General features: G+C 51.1%; 16 protein-coding genes and 1 other RNA gene. 2 read left to right on the top strand and 15 right to left on the bottom strand.

Features of this window, described 5'->3' with window-relative positions; genetic code table 11:
• Window positions 1-73: 73 nt before the first annotated feature.
• Entirely contained in the window at window positions 74-1756 is a 1683-nt protein-coding gene (locus FO441_RS03360; RefSeq protein WP_145285769.1) for an ABC1 kinase family protein, read from the top strand.
• Window positions 1757-1794: 38 nt separating this feature from the next.
• Here FO441_RS03360 and FO441_RS03355 read toward each other — a convergent pair whose 3' ends face one another.
• Window positions 1795-2211: an RrF2 family transcriptional regulator gene (locus FO441_RS03355; RefSeq protein WP_145285766.1), complete on the bottom strand. Its 417-nt coding sequence runs from the start codon at window positions 2209-2211 to the stop codon at window positions 1795-1797.
• Window positions 2212-2292: 81 nt separating this feature from the next.
• Between FO441_RS03355 and FO441_RS03350 the strand changes: the two genes are divergently transcribed.
• The gene (locus FO441_RS03350; RefSeq protein WP_145285763.1) at window positions 2293-3561 is read left to right on the top strand and encodes a replication-associated recombination protein A; all 1269 of its coding nucleotides are present in this window, start codon (window positions 2293-2295) and stop codon (window positions 3559-3561) included.
• A gap of 40 nt (window positions 3562-3601) precedes the next feature.
• On the opposite strand, the gene ssrS is transcribed toward FO441_RS03350, so the two are convergent.
• The 14 genes from ssrS to ruvA form a co-directional block, all read right to left on the bottom strand.
• Window positions 3602-3794, bottom strand: a non-coding RNA gene (gene ssrS / locus FO441_RS03345) — 6S RNA.
• 108 nt (window positions 3795-3902) lie between these two features.
• Window positions 3903-5660, bottom strand: a complete 1758-nt coding sequence (aspS, locus tag FO441_RS03340) for an aspartate--tRNA ligase (RefSeq protein ID WP_145285761.1) — start codon at window positions 5658-5660, stop codon at window positions 3903-3905.
• Between the two features lie 2 nt (window positions 5661-5662).
• Window positions 5663-6934, bottom strand: coding sequence for a histidine--tRNA ligase (gene hisS / locus FO441_RS03335; RefSeq protein WP_145285758.1), 1272 nt, complete (start codon window positions 6932-6934; stop codon window positions 5663-5665).
• 298 nt (window positions 6935-7232) lie between these two features.
• A complete protein-coding gene (locus tag FO441_RS03330) occupies window positions 7233-7955 on the bottom strand; it encodes an N-acetylmuramoyl-L-alanine amidase family protein (protein WP_145285755.1) in 723 nt (240 codons plus the stop codon).
• Window positions 7955-8407, bottom strand: coding sequence for a D-aminoacyl-tRNA deacylase (gene dtd, locus FO441_RS03325; RefSeq protein ID WP_145285752.1), 453 nt, complete (start codon window positions 8405-8407; stop codon window positions 7955-7957). Before dtd ends, FO441_RS03330 begins: the two co-directional genes overlap by 1 nt.
• A gap of 9 nt (window positions 8408-8416) precedes the next feature.
• Entirely contained in the window at window positions 8417-10594 is a 2178-nt protein-coding gene (locus tag FO441_RS03320; protein ID WP_145285749.1) for a RelA/SpoT family protein, read from the bottom strand.
• Between the two features lie 107 nt (window positions 10595-10701).
• A complete protein-coding gene (locus FO441_RS03315; protein WP_145285746.1) occupies window positions 10702-11220 on the bottom strand; it encodes an adenine phosphoribosyltransferase in 519 nt (172 codons plus the stop codon).
• Window positions 11221-11234: 14 nt separating this feature from the next.
• A complete protein-coding gene (recJ, locus tag FO441_RS03310; RefSeq protein ID WP_145285743.1) occupies window positions 11235-13478 on the bottom strand; it encodes a single-stranded-DNA-specific exonuclease RecJ in 2244 nt (747 codons plus the stop codon).
• Window positions 13479-13526: 48 nt separating this feature from the next.
• Window positions 13527-15806: a protein translocase subunit SecDF gene (secDF, locus tag FO441_RS03305; RefSeq protein ID WP_145285741.1), complete on the bottom strand. Its 2280-nt coding sequence runs from the start codon at window positions 15804-15806 to the stop codon at window positions 13527-13529.
• Window positions 15807-15912: 106 nt separating this feature from the next.
• The gene (yajC, locus tag FO441_RS03300; RefSeq protein ID WP_145285738.1) at window positions 15913-16179 is read right to left on the bottom strand and encodes a preprotein translocase subunit YajC; all 267 of its coding nucleotides are present in this window, start codon (window positions 16177-16179) and stop codon (window positions 15913-15915) included.
• A 19-nt stretch (window positions 16180-16198) separates the two neighbouring features.
• Entirely contained in the window at window positions 16199-17344 is a 1146-nt protein-coding gene (gene tgt, locus FO441_RS03295) for a tRNA guanosine(34) transglycosylase Tgt (RefSeq protein ID WP_145285736.1), read from the bottom strand.
• Window positions 17345-18379, bottom strand: a complete 1035-nt coding sequence (gene queA, locus FO441_RS03290) for a tRNA preQ1(34) S-adenosylmethionine ribosyltransferase-isomerase QueA (RefSeq protein WP_145285733.1) — start codon at window positions 18377-18379, stop codon at window positions 17345-17347. It abuts the gene before it with no gap.
• A 2-nt stretch (window positions 18380-18381) separates the two neighbouring features.
• Window positions 18382-19401, bottom strand: coding sequence for a Holliday junction branch migration DNA helicase RuvB (ruvB, locus tag FO441_RS03285; RefSeq protein ID WP_145285730.1), 1020 nt, complete (start codon window positions 19399-19401; stop codon window positions 18382-18384).
• Between the two features lie 12 nt (window positions 19402-19413).
• Entirely contained in the window at window positions 19414-20001 is a 588-nt protein-coding gene (gene ruvA / locus FO441_RS03280) for a Holliday junction branch migration protein RuvA (RefSeq protein WP_145285727.1), read from the bottom strand.
• Between the last annotated feature and the right edge of the window lie 5 nt (window positions 20002-20006).

The following is a 20006-nucleotide window of genomic DNA, read 5'->3' as shown; positions in this document are numbered from 1 at the left end:
TTAGGTGATTCGATCTGCCTCACAGGGTATACTGGTATATATGGATACTGTATAAAGAAATGGGAGGGGCAGCATGCTATTTGAAAAACGATTGCAGCACATGAAGCGGTACAGGGAAATCGCTCTGGCATCCTCGAAGAGCGGCTTCGGCTACATTGTCGAGGAACTGGGGCTGGACGAAGTACTCTCCCTGCCGAAAAGACTGCTTCTGAGACGGGACGCAGAACACATCGAAAAGACCAGAGGGGAACGCATCCGGCTGTTTCTTGAAGAGATGGGACCAACATTCGTCAAGATCGGCCAGGTGGCAAGTACACGTCCCGATCTTGTGCCTGAAGACATCATCAATGAGCTGTCGAAGCTTCAGAACCATGTTCCGCCCTTTTCATATGAAAAAGTCGAAGAGACCATAGAGCAGGCCCTTGGCGCAAGAATCGGAGATATATTCGAAACTTTCGAAGAGGTTCCGATCGGCTCTGCTTCCATCGGACAGGTGCACCGGGCAACACTCATCACCGGTGAGGCGGTTGCCGTCAAAGTCCAGCGCCCCAATATAGAGAAGATTGTCCGCAATGACCTCGAAATCCTGCATCAGCTTGCGCTGCTTGCCGAGTCCCGCATGCAGTGGGCACGGCAGTACCAGCTGATCGATATGATCGAAGAATTTTCAAGAGCCATAGCAGAGGAACTTGACTATACCATTGAGGGCAGAAATGTCGAAAAGATCGGCAGGCAGTTCGAGGGGGACGACACAGTCCATATTCCGAAAGTGTACTGGGATGTGACGACAAAGAACGTCCTCGTAATGGAATTCATAGAAGGCATTCTGATCAGCGATCTCGCCGCACTGGACGCCAAGGGGTATTCGAGGGAGCGGCTAGCTGAAAGACTGACCCATGCCATCTTCCATCAGATACTGATCGAAGGGTTCTTCCATGGCGACCCCCATCCCGGCAACATCACCATTCTGGAAGGGGAAACCATCGGTTTCCTCGATTTCGGCATGGTCGGCAAGATGACGAAGGAAATGAAAGCGAACTTCGGTTCCCTGCTGATTGCCATGATGCGCAAGGATGCGGACGGGGTCGTCCGCGCAATCACCCGTATGGGCGTCGTCCCGGATGAAGTCGATATGAAGACATTGAAGAAAGATGCGGAACTGCTGAGGGATAAATACTATGATATCCCCCTCAGCCGTATGAACCTCGGAGAAGCCGTCCAGGATATTTTCGGTATTGCCAATAAGCACCGCATCAAGCTGCCGACGGACTTCACCATGCTCGGCAAGACCATCCTGACCCTGGAAAGCATTGTCAGGCAGCTGGACCCGGACTTCAGCATCGTCGATGTTGCAGAACCATTCGGACAGCAGCTGCTGAAGGAACGGTTCAACCCGAGGAATATCGCAGACCAGGCATGGCATCAATGGCTCGATCTGAGTGATGATGTCAAGGATACTTCCAGCAATCTCCACGAATTCTCAAAAAGTCTCAAGGACAGGAAAGTACCTGTGGAAATCCAGCTGCGGCGCAGTGAGCAGTTCATGAAACGGATAGACCGGATCGGCAACCGGCTGTCATTCAGTATCGTCCTGCTGTCGTTCAGCATCATCATGGCCGGGCTGATCATGAGTTCCGCGCTGTCGGAACGGTCGACCATACTGTTCAATTTTCCTGCCATCGAAATCGGCGCGGTTGTCGCGCTCATCATGTTCGTCGGAATGCTGTATTCCATTTTCCGATCGGGCAGATTCTGAAAAAAGCCTTTGGAAGTCATCCGACCTCCAAAGGCTTTTTAAATGTAGAACATATAGTCGTCCACTTCATCCTCGTCATGGTCGAGCATATCGGAAAGTGTCGTATGGTCCAGCACATCGCGAAGCGCATCCCGGATGCGTCCCCACAGATAGCGTTCCGTATCCGTGTCCTTTTCATCCCCTTCGACCGCCACGATGTTCTCTTCGAGCGTTCTGAAGATCTGTCCGACCGTAATCGCATCCGGCGCATGATTGAGTTCATATCCACCGTATGCACCCCGTGTACTTTTGACGAGCTCGGCCTTTTTCAGACTTGCGACAATCTGCTCCAGATAGAGATCGCTGATCCCTCTTTCCTCCGCAACTGATTTGACGCTTCTTTTCTTCTCTCCATAGTTTCTGGCCAGGGCCAGCATGAAATAGAGTCCGTATCTACCCCGTGTAGTAATTTTCATAAAGCACCTCTTAGTTTAAGTTCATTTCTATTTATATTATAGTATTAATAAATATACCATAAGACTGAAACAGGTGAAAATATGACTACTCAACCATTAAGCTACAGGATGCGCCCGACATCCATAGATGAAATACTTGGGCAGGCACATCTTGTCGGCGACGGCAGCATCATCAGACGGATGGTCAAGGCGAAAAGGCTGTCTTCGATGATTCTGTACGGCCCTCCAGGCATCGGCAAGACGAGCATCGCGAGTGCCATTGCCGGATCTACCAATTTCAAGTTCAGAGTGCTGAACGCTGTCACCAATACGAAGAAGGATATGCAGATCGTCGCTGAGGAAGGAAAGATGAGCGGCAGCGTCATTCTGCTGCTTGATGAAATCCATCGTCTGGACAAGGCGAAGCAGGATTTTCTGCTCCCCCACCTTGAGAATGGCAACATCATACTGATCGGGGCCACCACCTCGAATCCGTATCACGCCATCAACCCAGCCATCAGAAGCAGATGCCAGATATTCGAGCTGGAGCTGCTCGATCCTGACGACGTCGAGGAAGCATTGGTGCGTGCCATCGGTGATGCCGAGCGTGGACTCGGAAAAATGAAGATCGAGATAACGGAAGAGGCGTTGAAATACTTGGCTCATACGAGCCAGGGAGACGTCAGAAGCGCCCTGAATGCACTCGAACTTGCTGCACTCAGCACTGAAGAAGATGAAGTGGGTACCATCCACATCGGGATGGAAGATGCCAAGGCATGCATGCAGAAGTCGGATCTCCTGTATGACAAGGATGGCGATCAGCACTACGATGTGATGAGCGCCTTCCAGAAATCCATCCGGGGCAGTGATGTCGATGCCGCCCTCCACTACCTGGCCAGGCTTGTCGAAGCTGGGGACCTCGTCACCATTGCAAGGCGCCTCCTCGTCATCAGCTATGAGGACATCGGACTGGCCAATCCGCAGCTTGCTTCGAGGACACTCGATGCCATCGTGTCTGCTGAGCGGCTGGGCTTCCCGGAAGCACGCATCCCGCTGTCGCAGGCCGTCATCGAGCTCTCGCTCTCGCCGAAGTCGAACAGTGCCATCAAAAGCATCGATGGCGCCCTCTCCGACATCAGGAAGAAGAAGACAGGCAGCATACCGAAGCACCTTCGGGATGGCCACTATAAGAGCGCTGAGAAGCTCGGCAATGCCATCGGCTACAAATATCCCCACAACTACCCGAACCACGTGGTCAGCCAGCAGTACTTGCCGGATCCGCTCAGAAATGCCGCCTACTACGAGAAATCGGATGTCTCCAAATATGAGAAGCAGCTCGGTGATATATACGATAAGCTTAAAAAACTATAAAAAAATAAGCACCGAATTATAATAATTCGGTACTTATTTCGAAATATCCGAGCGTAAGCCGTGTGTATTTGTTGATTATTTTGGCCTGCTATTTGCAGGTGGGTGCCCTGTTCCCTACTCCAAACGTCCTGTCTCAAGCAGGCATGTTTTTCGTAGGAAAACTAACGGGCTCCCGTTAAAAAAAGTGTTAGGTCAAAATATAATTCAACACATCACGCACTTCTCAGATATTCCTGTTACAAGTATAATAGCATACCCATTTGAAAAAAGAAACAAAAAACACTTTATTATTTTCAGTACAGAAAATGCCATGGAAGGCCTCACTTCCATGGCATTTTTCTCTATTTTTCGATATTCACGTCGATATGAAGCTCCTCAAGCTGCTGTCTGGATACTTCCGACGGTGCATTCATCATCAGGTCGCCGGCACTTGCCGTCTTCGGGAAGGCAATGACATCACGGATGTTGTCCGTGCCTGCAAGCAGCATGACGAAACGGTCGAGACCGTAGGCAATACCGCCGTGCGGCGGCGCACCATACTTGAAAGCTTCGATCAGGAAGCCGAACTGCGCATCCCTTTCCTCATCTGTGAAGCCAAGCGCCCTGAACATCTTCTCCTGGAGTGACGCGTCGTGGATACGGATGGATCCACCGCCGAGTTCATAACCATTCAGCACAATATCATATGCATTGGCGAGGACCTGCTCCGGTGCCTGATCGAGCTTGTCGATATCTTCCGTTTTTGGTGAAGTGAACGGATGGTGAGCTGCAAAATAGCGGCCGGCGTCCTCGTCGTATTCAAACAGCGGCCAGTCCGTCACCCACAGGAAGTTGAACTGGTCTTGTGGAATCAGATCGAGATCCCTGGCTAGCTTGTTTCTGAGATTACCGAGTGACGCATGGACAACCTTTTCGGAATCTGCAACAAACAGGACGAGGTCGCCATTTTCAAGAGACAGTTTCTCGAAAAGATCAGCCTGGTTCTGCTCATTGAAGAACTTGGCGATCGGACCGTTCAGTGCATCCTCTTTCACTTTCAGCCATGCCAGACCTTTGGCACCATAAGTTTTGACGTAGCCTTCGAGCTTATCGATGTCCTTGCGGGAGAACCGACTCTCTTCGCCTTTTACAACGATCGCCTTGACCATGCCACCATTCTCCACAGCCGATCGGAATACCTTGAAATCTATGGTTTCAGCAAATGCACTGAGATCGTTCAGTTTCAGTTCGAACCGTGTATCGGGCTTGTCGACACCGTACTCGGCCATGGCCTCATGATACGTCATGCGCGGGAAAGGCGTCGTCACCTCAATGCCTTTGACATCCCGCATCACCTGGCTGATCATCCGTTCGTTCAGTGCAAGCATCTGCTCTTCATCGGTAAATGACATCTCGATGTCGATCTGAGTGAATTCAGGCTGCCTGTCGGCCCTCAAGTCCTCATCACGGAAGCATTTGACGATCTGATAGTACTTTTCCATGCCAGACAGCATCAGCAGCTGCTTATAGATCTGCGGCGACTGCGGCAGCGCATAGAATTCGCCTTCATGCACCCGGGAAGGCACAAGGTAGTCGCGCGCCCCTTCCGGTGTCGATTTTGAGAGTACAGGTGTTTCGATATCAATGAAATCCTCATTATCAAGAAAGTTTCTGACACTGCGGTTGAGCTGGTGACGCAGTTTCAGTATATTCTGCAGCTTCGGTTTTCTGAGATCGAGGTAGCGGTACTTGAGGCCGACATCCTCACTGACTGTTTCATCCATGACCTGGAAAGGCGGTGTCTTGGCCTTCGACAGCACTTCCACTGAATCAGCCATGATTTCTATTTTTCCGGTCGGTATGTTGTCATTATACTGGGATGGGTCGCGTTCCAGAACTTTGCCCGTTACCGAAACGACAAACTCGGAGCGGATGCGCTCGGCTGTCTCAAGTGCTGACCCGGATACCTCCGGATTGAAAACCACCTGGATGATGCCCGCGCGGTCTCTCAGATCAATGAAGATCAGTCCACCAAGGTCACGCCTCTTCTGTACCCACCCTTTCAGATGGACAGTCTCTCCTGTCAGTGCTTCTGTGATTTCTCGTGTATATTTCCTCATGATCACTTCTCCTCAATTATCGTCCTGATTTCTGCTATGTTCTCTAGACTGATTTTTTCCGATTCGCCTGTTGCCATGTTCTTCAGTTCCGCTTCACCGGATGCTAGTTCTGTTTCGCCGATGACGATCGTGTGGGCAGCGCCCTTCCTGTCTGCATCCTTCATCTGGGCCTTAAGCTTCCTGTGCTTGTAGTCCATATCGCAGCTGACGCCCTCTGTACGCAGTTTGTGTACGAGACGGCCGGCTGCCGTACTCGCAGATTGGTCGAGCGTACAGATGTACAGGTCGATGCCTTCAGGTTCCGGCAGCTCGATGCCTTCCGCTTCAAGTGCCAGAAGCAGCCTTTCGATGCTGAGTGCGAATCCGATGCCGGTTTCAGATGGTCCATCGAGCAGTTCAAGCAGACCATTATAGCGGCCGCCGCCGCACAGGGTCGTGATGGCACCGAAGCCTTCAGCATCACTCATCAGCTCGAACGCGGTATGTGTATAGTAATCGAGTCCTCTGACGAGGTTGTAGTCGACTTCATATGGAATACCCAATGCATCGAGATTTTGTTTCACCTCTTCGAAATACGCCTTCGACTCATCATTCAGATAATCGTAGATGACCGGTGCATTCTGAACGAGTGGGTGGTCCCTGTCCTTCTTGCAGTCGAGAATTCTCATCGGATTCGTATCAATACGCACCTGGCAGTCCGAGCAGAATTCGTGGATGGACGGTCTGAAGTGGTCGACGAGCGCCTGGTTATAGGCCGCCCGGCTGTGCTGATCTCCGATCGAGTTGATGTGAAGCTTCAGATTCCTGAGTCCGAACGACTGATAGATATGCATCAGCATGCTCAGCACTTCCACATCGATCAGCGGATCCTCGACACCGATTGCTTCGATGCCGAACTGGACGAACTGGCGGTATCTGCCCTTCTGACGTCTTTCATAGCGGAACATCGGTGCCTGGTAGTATACTTTGACCGGCTGATTGACATCATGCTGCATCTTGTTTTCAATATAGCTTCTGACGACAGGTGCCGTCCCTTCCGGCTTCAATGTCATGCTCCGGTCGCCCTTGTCCTTGAACGTATACATCTCCTTGTTGACGATATCCGTCGAACCGCCGACACCTCTTACGAAAAGTTCAGTCGATTCGAATACGGGCGTCCGGATCTCCTTGTAGTTGTAGTTCTGCGCAATACTGTGCAGTCTATTTTCAATGTACTGCCATTTGTATGTGTCCTTCGGCAGTATGTCCTGTGTACCTCTTGGAATCTGTATCATCTGCTCCACTCCGTTTCTGAAATATAAAAAAGCCCCTTATATCCATATGGATATAAGGGGCGAGTAAATCGCGTTGCCACCCTGATTCAGCCTGATTAAGGCCCTCTCGCATCGTAACGGCTGCCGCCGCCTGCAAAACAGGATTCTACCGAAGTGTCGGTTCCGGATACGGATTTACAACCTGCTTGCAGCCGGGGCAGGTCTCTCTTTGGTCCATCCTATCCACCTCAACGGATCACTGAATTCATTCTTTCGATTATTTAATATGATATGGTCTATCGGCAATCAAGTCAAGCACTCAGTTCAAATAATCATCAATTCCTTCAAGGATGCCCGCTGCCATCATATTCTGATATCTTGTCTCGGTCAGCGACATATCATCCACTTCATTGCTCAGATAGCCGAGCTCCACCAGTACTGCCGGATAGTCGAGCTGCCACGTCACCTGGTAGTTCATCGTCTCCACACCGCGATTATAGAAATAGGAATACTGGTCGAGTGCAGCATTGATGGACTCGGCAAACGCCTTCTGCCCGGGGTGGGTATAGTATGTCGTAAATCCTGAAATTGATGGGTCGTCCATTGCATCACTATGCAGACTGATGAACAGGTCACCTTCGACCTTCCTTTCGTCCAGTGATGCAAATGTATCACGGTCACGTGTCAGGATTACTTCGGCACCGCTTGACGCAAGTCGTGCTTCGAGCGTCTTAGCGATGCCGAAGACGATCTGATCTTCCGTCACACCGGATATGCTTGTTGCGCCCGGATCTTTCCCGCCGTGTCCCGGATCGATGACGATCGTCTGCCCGCTGAAGTCATAGTCCGGCGCATCAAGATTCACCTGTATGGGCTCATGCGTTTCATTCAGGAAACGGTCAAAGAGCAGAACAGATGCCAAAATGATGCCTCCGGCAAGCAGCATGAAGCAGAGCGGCGCCATATACAGATGCTTTTTGTACTTGAAGAAATTCCTGATGTGCTGCACTATACCGATTGAGCGTCTGTCCGACTGTCCCATTACTGGATCTTGCCATCCATGGACTCATAAAGTATCGTAATTGGTCCATCATTATTGATCTGGACCTGCATCATTTCACCGAAGAAACCTTCTTTGACAGTCAGTCCGAAAGACTGGAGATGAGAATTGAAAAGCTGGTACAGCCTATTGGCATGATCCTTGCCGGCAGCCTGTGTGAAGCTCGGCCGGTTTCCCTTTCTGACATCTGCATAGAGGGTGAACTGGGATATGCTGAGTATTTCACCCTCGACATCCTTGATGGACAGGTTGATCTTGCCATCTTCATCCTCGAAGTTCCGGCTTGCTGCAATCTTCTCTGCGAGCTTCAGTGCATCTTCTTCTGTCGAAGCTTCCGACACACCGACCAGCAGGCAGTAGCCCGGACCGATTTCATTGAAGAATTCGTTGCTCATGACAGTGGCACTGGATACTCTTTGCAATACAATTTTCATTTCTACACCTCATTTAAAAACGCGTTCTACGCTGTATATGTCAGGAAGCTGTTTGATCTTGTCGACCACTCTGTAGAGATCCGATACGTTCTGCAGCATGACCGACAGACTGATTTTTGCATGCTTGTCGATGTCCGCCTGTCCATTGACGCGGGTGATCGGGAACTTGGTGCTTGCGACGACGTTCAGCACTTCATTGACGAGACCCTGCCGGTCGTATCCGGTGATCTCGAGATCTGCCTGGTACTTGCGATCCTTGTTCTTGTTCTTCACCCATTCCACGTCGATCAGGCGTTCCGTTTCATTCCTGATGTTCGGGCAGGTTGTGACATGGACCTTCACCCCATGCCCTTTTGTGATGAAACCGATGATATCATCACCTGGCAGCGGGTTGCAGCATTTGGACAGGTTGATCAGCATATTGTCCATGCCCTGGACGTAGACACCGGATTCTGTAGAGACTTCCTTGTAGTGATGCGTCCGGTCGATTTCTTCTACGACATTGCTCTTTTCTTCTGCAACCTTGAACTTTTCCATCAGACGGTTCGTCACCTGCTGGGCTGTGACACCGCCGAACCCCACCATGGCGTACAGATCATCCTCGTGGCTGATGTTGTAGCGTTCAAGGACCGGTTCCATGTACTGGGGCTTCAGGACGTCATCCGGCCTGTAGTCCCGGTTCTTGATTTCATGCTCCACTGCGAACCGGCCTTTTTCTATATTGCTTGCACGGTCCTGCTTTTTGAAGAAGGCACGGATCTTGTGTTTGGCACCTGAGGATTTGACCAGTTTCAACCAGTCGAGGCTCGGTCCGTACGACTGCTTGCTCGTACGGATCTCCACAATTTCACCGGTTGAAAGCTCATAGTCGATCGATACGATCTTGCCGTTCACTTTCGCACCGATCATCTTGTTGCCGACCTCGGTGTGCACCTGGTAGGCGAAGTCGATCGGCACGGCACCCTTCGGCAGTTCGACAACATCGCCATTCGGGGTGAATACATAGACCTTGTCGCTCAGAAGATCACTTTTCAGCGATTCCATGAACTCTTCTGCATCGGACGCGGAATTCTCCTGGTCGATCAGGTCCTGGAACCAGTGGATGCGCTTGTCGAGGAAAGGCTCCTTCCTGACCTCTTTGCCTTCCTTGTATGCCCAGTGGGCAGCGACACCATGTTCTGCTATTTCATGCATCTCGAATGTACGGATCTGTATTTCGAGCGGATCTCCATTCGGTCCGACGACGGTGGTGTGCAGCGACTGGTACATATTCGGCTTCGGCATGGCGATATAGTCCTTGAAGCGTCCCGGCATCGGTTTCCATATGGTATGGATGACACCGAGGACTGCGTAGCAGTCCCTGATGTTCGTCACCAGCACACGGACAGCGAGCAGATCGAAGATCTGATCGAACTGCTTATGCTGCTTCGTCATCTTCTTATAGATGCTGTATATGTGCTTCGGCCGCCCGGACAGCTGCCCGACGATGCCGGTGTGGTCCATTTCCGACTGGATGCGTTCGATGGCCTGGTTGATGACCACCTCGCGCTCGCTGCGTTTCTTCTTCATGGAACTTACAATCTTGAAATACTGCTGCGGCTCGATATACCGGAGCGCAGTATCCTCAAGCTCCCATTTGATGCTTGAAATACCGAGACGGTGTGCCAGTGGCGCATAGATTTCAAGCGTTTCCTGAGAAGTCCGTATCTGCTTGTCTTCAGGCATCGCCTTCAGCGTACGCATATTATGCAGACGGTCGGCGAGCTTGACCAGGATGACACGGATATCCTTGGCAATGGCAATGAAAAGCTTGCGGTGGTTCTCCGCCTGCTCTTCCTGCTTCGAACGGTACTTGACCTTCTCAAGCTTGGTCACTCCGTCCACAATTACCGCAACTTCCTCGTTGAACATGGTTCTCAAGTCATCGAATGTATACTCCGTATCCTCGACGACATCATGAAGGAATCCGGCAATGATGGTCGGACAGTCGAGCTTCAGTTCCGCCAGAATGCCGGCAACCTGGACCGGGTGCAGTATATACGGCTGGCCGCTTTTGCGGTACTGGCCTTCGTGCGCTGCGTGTGCCAGAGCATATGCCTTCTGAACCATCTCCATTTCCGATTCGCCCATATATGACGCACACATGCGAATGACATCGTCTTTGCTGTATGGATACTCCTTGTTCATGATCTCACCGCTTTCCCTCTACACTGATTAGAATCATCATACTATAAAACCTCTTTCAAATAAATAAATGACTAAAAAAAGCCTGTTTGCACAGACTTTTCAGCAGATTAATCTTCGTACGTAATCAATGAAAGTGTATCATATCCATCAAGACGTTTCATGCCATCGAGATATTCAAGCTCTATCAGGAAGGCGATGCCGGCTACGATGCCGCCGAGTGATTCGATGAGCTTGATCGTCGCTTCGATCGTACCGCCTGTCGCGAGCAGATCGTCCGTAATCAGTACACGCTGGCCGGGGGCGATCGCATCCTTGTGCATGGTCAGTGTGTTTGATCCGTACTCGAGGTCATATTCATATTTGATGACTTCCCTCGGCAGTTTCCCTTCTTTTCTTACCGGTGCAAAACCGATGCCCATGCTGTATGCAACCGGACAGCCGATGATGAATCCGCGTGCTTCAGGACCGACCACGATGTCAATCTCCTTCTCCCGCGCATATTCCACTATCTGATCTGTTGCATACTTGTATGCCGGTCCGTTGTCCATTATTGTCGTAATGTCCTTGAAGCTGACACCTTTTTTCGGCCAGTCCGGCACTTCTGATACATATTGTTTTAAATCCATTTAGATTCCACCAATCAATTCGAAATTAATGTTCTGAGGTAGTCTTTCAGCTCAGTTGAAGAAGACATTTTCAGGAGTCTCTCAGCTTCCAGCTGGTTCCTGAGGTTCTGATAGTATGCTGATTCTTCCAATCTCCAGGCGCTATCACCCTGATCCTTGTATATTATACCATCTTCCACTCGGATAATCTCTAGATCTGTCATAATATCTATCGACATTTTAAGGAACTTCATCTTGATGCCGAGCCTGCCGGCAAGTGCCGGCGCATGCTTCGCCAAGTCTATCGACCCGTCATCAGCGGATTCAATCAGCCGATGGAGTTCAGTAATGGTCTCTGTTTTCGGTATGCCTGTAAAGAACAGCTCCTCCTTCTGGTTGAAGATGGAGATGATCTTCGATGCATGTATGCCGCCCAGGGAATACGCCAGATTGTCGACGCTCTCCGGCAGATCGCGAAGCACGACCGTCTTCGATGTAAAGGGCAGCACTTCACCGAAATGGTAGTAGTTTTCCCCTTTTTTCTCCCTGCCTTCGGCAATGACGAAAATATCATCCGACGAAATGATGTCGAAACGCTGGTCGGTCCGGCTTCTCATATCGATGAGCTGGACGCTGTCGACACTCACGTCCTGTAGCATCATCTGGAGTGTACGGCTCTGGTTGAACACGTTGACATTGACCGTGCCGACCAGACTGATTGCATCGCCCTGCGATACTTCATTGACCAGATGGCCATAACCGAATCCGATGACGTCCATGCCGACCTGGGCCACCGATAGCTTGATATGGGATTTATCCTTGCCCACCTGTCTGATGGTACTGATATTTTCATTGCTGATCAGAAATACCGGTGACTGGAACGACTGGCCAAAAGGCTTCAGCCGGTCGAACCGTTCGAACGCCTTCATGGTCATATTTCCCTGCTTGATCTGATAGTCGATATACTTGACCGGCCTGAGATCGAGCTGCAGCTGATCGAAATAGCCTGTCAGCTCCTGTGTGAAGGATTCGATATCCGCCTGAAGTACTTCCACACCGAGTGCCTGTGCATGTCCGCCGAACCGGTGATGGTGATTCGAATGCTCGGACAGGACACCATGCAGATCCACGCCTTCGATCGACCGTGCTGATCCGCGGTAGATGCCATCATCAAGCGTCAGCACAATTGCCGGCTTGCCATACTGCTCGACAATCTTCGAGGCGACGATGCCGAGCACACCAGGGTGCCAGCCGTCCTGATAAACAATATTGATCTGCCTGTCGGGCTCGACCTGCGTCTTTGCCTCATCGAATATCGTCTCGACCAGCTGCTTGCGTTCAAGATTCATATTCTCGACCACCATGGCCTGCTCATAGGCGACACCTGAATCCGACTCGAGCAGGAGTTCGACTGCAATCTCCGCCTCGCCCAGCCGTCCAGTCGCATTCAGTCGTGGCGCCAGTGTGAAGGCGATCGTCTCCTCATCCATCTGGCCATCATGACCGGCGCTTCTGAGCAGTGTATGCACGCCGGTTGGCGGTGAATCATTCAAAACCTTCAAACCTTCGATGACAAGCTTTTTATTTTCATCGATCATGGGAACGAGATCGGCCACTGTACCGATGGCCACCCAGCCGATATCCTCCTTTGCTTCAAGCCCAAGTGCCTGGACCAGCTTGTAGGTGATGCCGACGCCCGCAAGCGAACGGAATGGATATGTGCCGTCGGGATGATCCGGATGGATGATGGTCGCGTCAGGCACATTATCACCGAATGCATGGTGGTCCACCACGATCGTTTCAATGCCTTCGGATTTCAGGAAGGCGATCTCCTTACCGCCCGAGACACCATTATCAACTGTAATCACAAGGTCATACTGGCCGACTACAAGCTCCTCGAATACAGCACGGTTCGGGCCATAGCCGTCCTCGATGCGGCTTGGGATGAAGTAGTCCACATTTTCGGTCCGTCTTCTGAGCGCATTCAGAAGCAGTACTGTGCTTGTAATGCCATCCGCGTCGAAATCCCCGTAGATCAGTATGCGTTCATCTGCGTCAAAAGCAGTCTCGATGCGTGCCACTGCATCTGCCATGCCGTAGACGAGGGAAGGATCATACGTCTTCGGGCGATAGATCCTCTCGAGATCAGATTCCGTCGTATACCCCCGGTTTTCGAGTATAGTCTGCTCCAGCGGATTGAGCTTGAACTTGTCAATAAGATCGTCCGGCATATCCGAACTTCTACGGCGTACTTTCCACTCATACTTTGACTGGTACATAGATTACATCCTTTGCAAAACGCCCGGGGGTGCCCGGGCGTTCTAGAATTATACAAGTATTTTTTCGTCATCTTTCTTCTTCTCTTCGTATACGGTCAAGCTGCCTTCTGCTTTTCTGAACTGACGCTTCTTCAATATGCCCCACAGCTGCAGTGCGATGAAGAGCGATGAGTAGATGCCGCTGATCAGGCCGACCAGCAGTGCAATCGAGAAGTTCAGTATGGCTGTGCTGCCCATGAATACGAGCAGAACAACCACGATGATGACAGTCAGCACCGTATTGACCGAGCGGGTCAGAGTCTGTTTGAGCGAGCGGTTGATGATCTCATCAATCTGCGATTCTTTCCGGATCACCCGCGCCTTCTTCAAGTTTTCACGCACCCTGTCGAATGTCACGATCGTATCGTTGATCGAATACCCGACGATTGTCAGCACGGCGGCGATGAAAGTAATATCCACTTCCAGCCTGAAAATGGAGAAGACCGCAACCATGATGAATGCATCGTGGATCAGTGCCAGCACACTCGGCAGCGCCATGCGCCACTCGAATCTGATGGAGGCATAGAGAACGATGCCGAGCGATGCGATGGCGAGTGCCATGGCCGCATTCTGCGCAAGTTCACGTCCGATCACAGGACTTACTGTGCTGATTGCAGGCTGGCTGCCATACAGTTCTTCAAAGGTGTCCTGCATCTCTGTCACTTCATCCTGGGACAGATCTTCAGCATAGCGGGCGACAACCATATTCTCCCCTGAAGTTGTAATGCTGTCGGGCGGGATATCCATGGCTGAGAGTTCCGCTTCGACCTGTTCGACCGTCGCTTCACCATTCGTCTCGATATCCGCTCTTGTCCCGGACGTAAAGTCGATGCCGAGGTTCAGTCTGAAGATGGACAGGACGATAAGGCCTGCGAGAATGAGCACACCGCTCAGTATAAAGAACTTTCGCGCATGACCGATGAAATCAAACTTGTCCCAAGGCGTCGACAGATGTTCGATGTCTTTGCCTTCATTGATATTGAATCTATCCGACTCCTTGACTCCGAACCAGCCGAGCCGGCCGTTGAAGAAATTTGATCGGATCAGGAGCGACAGTACGACCCGTGTCAGGAATACAGCTGTAATGAAGCTCATCAGTATCGACAGGATCAGCATGGTCGCAAAGCCTTTGACACTGCTTGTTCCGAATATGAACAGTACCACACCGGCGATCATCGTCGTGATGTTGGCATCTATGATCGTCCATAGGGAAGCGGCCGATGCCCGCTTGTAGGCCTGCTTCAGGTTTCTTCCGATCCTGAGTTCATCCTTGATGCGCTCATACATGATGATGTTGGCATCCACCGCCATGCCGACACCGAGAATCAGTGCCGCAATACCGGGCAGGGTGAGTACGCCGCTGATCAGGTTGAACCCGAGAAGCGTCAGGTAGATGTAGGCGGTCAGCGTCACTGCCGCAACAACACCCGGAAGTCTGTAGAACGCAATCATGAATATGAATACGAGTGCTACACCGATCAGACCGGCAGTCACAGTCTCATCCAGTGCCTGGGCACCGAACTGGGCACCGACGGAATTGGAATAGATCTCGGTCAGCTTGACCGGCAGCGCACCCGAATTGAGGAGTGCAGCAATATTCTGGGCACGCTCAAGTCCTTCCTCACCATTGAATCCGCCGGAGATCATGACGTCTGATGAATTGATCGGTGCGGATACGCTCGGTGCAGAAATGAATTTCGGATCCGCCTTCTGAACTTCCTCTGCAAAGCTGTCTTCGCCTTCTTCGAAGTCCATCCAGATGACCATCAGATTTTCACCGGCCGGTCTCTGGGAAATCTCTTCAGTGACCTCACGGAACTTGTCAGGATCCTTCAGCTGCAGCGATACCATGGGCTGGTTCATTTCGTCAAAGTTCTGACTCGCCCCACCCTGGACCAGATCTGCACCGGACAGAAGAACATTATCATCAACGTCCCGGATGGTCAGTTCAGCCTGGGTGCTGAGCAGCTCCCTAGCTTCAGCCTGATCTTCCACTCCGGCAAGCTGGACCCGGATCCTGTTGCCTTCCTCAATCTGGATATTCGGTTCTGAGACACCAAGTACATTGACGCGCGAATCCAGTGTCTGTGCCGTACTCTGTACCGCCGAGTCATCAATTTCATCTCCATCATCAAGTGGTTCGACCTGATACAGTACTTCAAATCCACCCTGCAGGTCCAGACCAAGATTGACGTCCTTGACAAGATCTTTCGCTGTCAGTCCAACGACCGTCAATATACCGATGACCAGCAGAATGGTGATGATGATTCTATTCTTCTTTACTTTCAACAAAACACACCTCGATTATTTTGGAAATCCTCAACGTTTCAATTATAACTGTTGAAACCATAAATTAAAATTAAAAAAAGCCGACTCATGGAGTCAGCTCATTGCACTACTGTTTTACAATTTCTTTGAGCGCGACACGCTCAAATTTAAGTACTGCACTGCCGGCTGCATCTGTACGGATGTACATGTGTTTCTGGTCGAAGGACTCGACAGTTCCGTGAAGTCCGCCGATCGTGATGATTTCGTCACCCTTCTGCATGTTCGCCTGCATGTTCTGTACATCTTTCTGCTTCTTCTGTGCCGGACGGATCATCAGGAAGTACATTACCAGAATGAGTACCAGAAACGGCAGGATGGCCATAAAGAATTCCATCTATGAATCTTCTCCTCTTTTAGAAATTTTTTGGATTTTCGACATTCAATCCGTATGATTCGAAAAATGCTTCTTTAAAATCCAGCAGTTCATCATTTAAAATCGCAGTTCGAATATCTTCCATCAATTTTAACAGAAAATATAGATTATGATAAGTGGTAAGCCTCAATCCAAGAATTTCATCAGTTTTGAAGAGATGACGCAGATAGGCTTTCGTGTAGTTGCGGCACGTATAGCAGTCACACGCCGGGTCGAGCGGCGTAAAATCGCGCTCGAACTTCTTGTTCTTGACGACAACCCGGCCCTGCGAAGTCATCGTTGTGCCGTTTCTTGCGATACGGGTCGGCAGCACGCAGTCGAACATGTCGACCCCACGTATGACACCTTCAATCAGCGCATCCGGCGAACCCACACCCATCAGATAGCGGGGCTTGTCTTCAGGCAGGTACGGAATGGTCTCTTCCAGCACACGGTACATGATCGGTTTCGGTTCACCGACGGACAGTCCGCCGATGGAATAGCCCGGGAAGTCCATCGACACGAGTTCTTTCGCACTCTGTGCTCTGAGATCCTTGTATTCCCCGCCCTGGACGATGCCGAACAGTGCCTGGTGCTTGTCGTTGCCGCTCTTCACATGATGGTTCAAGCAACGTTCCGCCCATCGTGTTGTTCTATCAATCGAATCCTGTACATATTGCTTCTCTGCCGGGAACGGCGGGCATTCATCGAATGCCATCATGATGTCGGAGCCAAGGTCATGCTGGATGTCCATCGCCTTCTCCGGACTCAGAAAAAGCTTCGAGCCGTCGAGATGGCTTCTGAAATGGACGCCTTCCTCTTCAATTTTGCGTCTGTCACTCAGGCTGAATACCTGGAAGCCGCCGGAGTCCGTCAGAATCGGCCTGTCCCAGTTCATGAACTTGTGGAGTCCCCCTGCTTCCCTGATGATATCACTGCCCGGTCTCAGCCATAGATGGTATGTGTTGCTCAAGATGATCTGGCTGCCGATATCGGCAAGCTCCTCGGGCGTCATCGTCTTGACGGTCGCCAGTGTGCCGACCGGCATGAAGATCGGTGTATCGATTGTGCCATGCGGCGTGTGCAGTTTGCCGATGCGGGCACCGGTCTGCTTGCATGTCTTTATATGTTCATATCTGATTGCCATCTACTCTTCATCCTCATATATAATCATTGCATCTCCAAAACTGAAGAAACGGTATTCCTCATCAATCGCATGACGGTAGGCGTTCATGATCGTCTCCCTATCACTGAACGCACTGACCAGCATCATCAGCGAGGACTTCGGCAGGTGGAAATTGGTGATCAGCGCGTCGACCGCTTTGTACTTGAAGCCCGGATAGATGAATATATCCGTAAACCCGCTCGCTTCGACAAACTGTCCATGATCCCGCATGATCGTCTCAAGCGTCCGTGTGCTCGTCGTTCCGACACTGACCACTTTACCGCCATTCTCCTTGACTGCATTCAGCGTGGAAGCAGTCTCATCAGTCATGATGTAGAACTCGGAGTGCATCTTATGCTCTTCGATGTCGTCTACGCTGACCGGGCGGAAAGTGCCGAGCCCAACATGCAGGGTGATGTAGCTGATATGTACACCCTTGTGCCTGATTTCATCAAGCAGTGCTTCTGTAAAATGAAGACCCGCTGTCGGTGCGGCAGCTGATCCTGCATGCTTCGCATACACCGTCTGATAGCGGTCCTTGTCATCAAGCGTCTCCTTGATATAAGGGGGCAGCGGCATTTCACCCAGTTCATCCAGTACATTTTCAAGCAGCCCATCATGATGGAGGGAGACGTGCCTGATGCCCTCGGCAAACGTATCTGTGCATACTGCTGTCAGGAGACCGTCGCCGAAGTCGATTTCCGTTCCCGGCTTGACGCGCTTCGCCGGACGGATCAGCACTTCATATCCGCCTTCGATCGGCTTCAGGAGCAGCATTTCTATTTTCGCACCTGTATCCTTCTTTACACCGAAAAGTCTGGCAGGCAGTACTTTCGTATCATTCAGCACAAGCGCATCCCCTGGGTTGAGATACGCTGTAATATTTTCAAATTTCGTATCCGACACGCTGCCCGTGCGTTTATCCAGAGCGAGCAGCCTGCTTTCCGCCCGTTTCAGAAGAGGTGTCTGTGCGATCAGTGATTCGGGCAGATCGAAATCAAATTCCTCGAGTTTCAAACCTATTCCTCATTTCTAAATATATCGATGTGGGGGTCGCCATTGAAGTAGTCGTAGCTCTTCGCTGTCGCTTTTCTGCCTCTCGGTGTCCGCTCCAGAAATCCCTGCTGGATCAGAAACGGTTCATAGACATCAAGCAGTGTGATGACTTCCTCGCCGATCGACACGGCGACCGTTTCGAGACCGACCGGCCCCCCATTATATGTGTTGATGATCGTGTTCATAATTTTATGGTCAATCGGATCGAGTCCGCTCGGATCGACTTCAAGCACCTTCAGCGCATGGTTCGTCGTCTCGAGTGTAATGGACGATTCCTTCTTTACGATGGAGAAGTCCCTGACACGTCTGAGCAGACGGTTGGCGATACGGGGCGTCCCGCGTGAACGGCGGGCAAGCTCCATTGCGCTGTCCGGATCGACTGTCACTTCAAGAATGTCTGCCGTACGGTTGACGATTGTGATGAGACTGTCAAGGTCATAGTACTCGAGTCTCAACTGGACGCCGAAACGGTCCCTGAGCGGGGCAGACAAGCTCCCGAAGCGTGTCGTTGCGCCAACCAGAGTGAACGGCGGCAGGTCGATACGGATGCTTCTCGCCTCCTCCCCCTTGCCGATGACGACATCGAGGAAGAAATCCTCCATTGCCGAATACAGTATTTCTTCAACTGCACGCGGCAGACGGTGGATTTCATCGATGAACAGCACATCCCCCGCTTCAAGGCTCGACAGGATGGCTGCCAGATCGCCTGCACGCTCGATGGCAGGGCCGGATGTTGTCCGGATATTCACGCCAAGCTCGTTGGCAATGATATTGGAGAGCGTCGTCTTGCCGAGACCCGGCGGCCCATGAAGGATGACATGGTCAAGCGCCTCTTCCCTGATCCGTGCGGCTTCTATGAAGATGGTCAGATTGTCCTTCAATGTCTGCTGGCCGATATACTGGTTCAGAAGCTCCGGACGCAGTGACATTTCCACATTTTCTTCAAACGGCTGTTTTCCTTCATCCAAAATGCGATCATCCATAATAGCACCTCATTACTGAACTAGATATTTCAATCCGCGTTTTACAGCAGCATCCACCGACTCGAACGACTCGTTGCCAAGCTGCTTCTCGATGCGCTTCAGTTCACGGCTGCTGTAGCCGAGCGCTTCCAGTGCAAGCATCGCTTCACTGATGAAGTGGCTGTTGTTGTCACGCGCTGGCTTATGCGCTGTAATATCCACGGCACCGAGCTTGCCTTTCAAATCGAGAATGATCTGACTAGCCGTCTTCTTGCCGACACCCGGAAACTTCTGCATGAACTTCTCATCTTCCGCTTCAATGGCGCCGATGATTTCTTCAGGGGACGCGGCAGCAAGAATCGCCAGGGCACTCTTCGGTCCGATGCCGGTCACCTGGAGCAGGGATTTGAACAGTGTCTTCTCGTCCCTATTTCTGAAGCCATACAGCGTATGGCTGTCCTCCCTCACAATGAGTTCGGTATATATTTGTATCTGCTGTTCCTTTTCCTGTTCAAAACGGAACGGATTCGGCATCATGAGCAGATAGCCGATTCCATTCGATTCCACGGTAATATACTGTGGTTCCACTTCTTTCAATACACCGATAATATACTGATACATCAAAT

The organism is Salinicoccus cyprini (assembly GCF_007713705.1).
GTDB lineage: Bacteria > Bacillota > Bacilli > Staphylococcales > Salinicoccaceae > Salinicoccus > Salinicoccus cyprini.
This window is presented reverse-complemented; position numbering and strand designations above follow the sequence as displayed.

Coding starts and splice junctions, on each gene's coding strand:
- FO441_RS03360 (WP_145285769.1), top strand. CDS start 74: ATGCTATTTGAAAAACGATTGCAGCACATGAAGCGGTACAGGGAAATC.
- FO441_RS03355 (WP_145285766.1), bottom strand. CDS start 2,211: ATGAAAATTACTACACGGGGTAGATACGGACTCTATTTCATGCTGGCC.
- FO441_RS03350 (WP_145285763.1), top strand. CDS start 2,293: ATGACTACTCAACCATTAAGCTACAGGATGCGCCCGACATCCATAGAT.
- aspS (WP_145285761.1), bottom strand. CDS start 5,660: ATGAGGAAATATACACGAGAAATCACAGAAGCACTGACAGGAGAGACT.
- hisS (WP_145285758.1), bottom strand. CDS start 6,934: ATGATACAGATTCCAAGAGGTACACAGGACATACTGCCGAAGGACACA.
- FO441_RS03330 (WP_145285755.1), bottom strand. CDS start 7,955: ATGGGACAGTCGGACAGACGCTCAATCGGTATAGTGCAGCACATCAGG.
- dtd (WP_145285752.1), bottom strand. CDS start 8,407: ATGAAAATTGTATTGCAAAGAGTATCCAGTGCCACTGTCATGAGCAAC.
- FO441_RS03320 (WP_145285749.1), bottom strand. CDS start 10,594: ATGAACAAGGAGTATCCATACAGCAAAGACGATGTCATTCGCATGTGT.
- FO441_RS03315 (WP_145285746.1), bottom strand. CDS start 11,220: ATGGATTTAAAACAATATGTATCAGAAGTGCCGGACTGGCCGAAAAAA.
- recJ (WP_145285743.1), bottom strand. CDS start 13,478: ATGTACCAGTCAAAGTATGAGTGGAAAGTACGCCGTAGAAGTTCGGAT.
- yajC (WP_145285738.1), bottom strand. CDS start 16,179: ATGGAATTCTTTATGGCCATCCTGCCGTTTCTGGTACTCATTCTGGTA.
- tgt (WP_145285736.1), bottom strand. CDS start 17,344: ATGGCAATCAGATATGAACATATAAAGACATGCAAGCAGACCGGTGCC.
- ruvB (WP_145285730.1), bottom strand. CDS start 19,401: ATGGATGATCGCATTTTGGATGAAGGAAAACAGCCGTTTGAAGAAAAT.
- ruvA (WP_145285727.1), bottom strand. CDS start 20,001: ATGTATCAGTATATTATCGGTGTATTGAAAGAAGTGGAACCACAGTAT.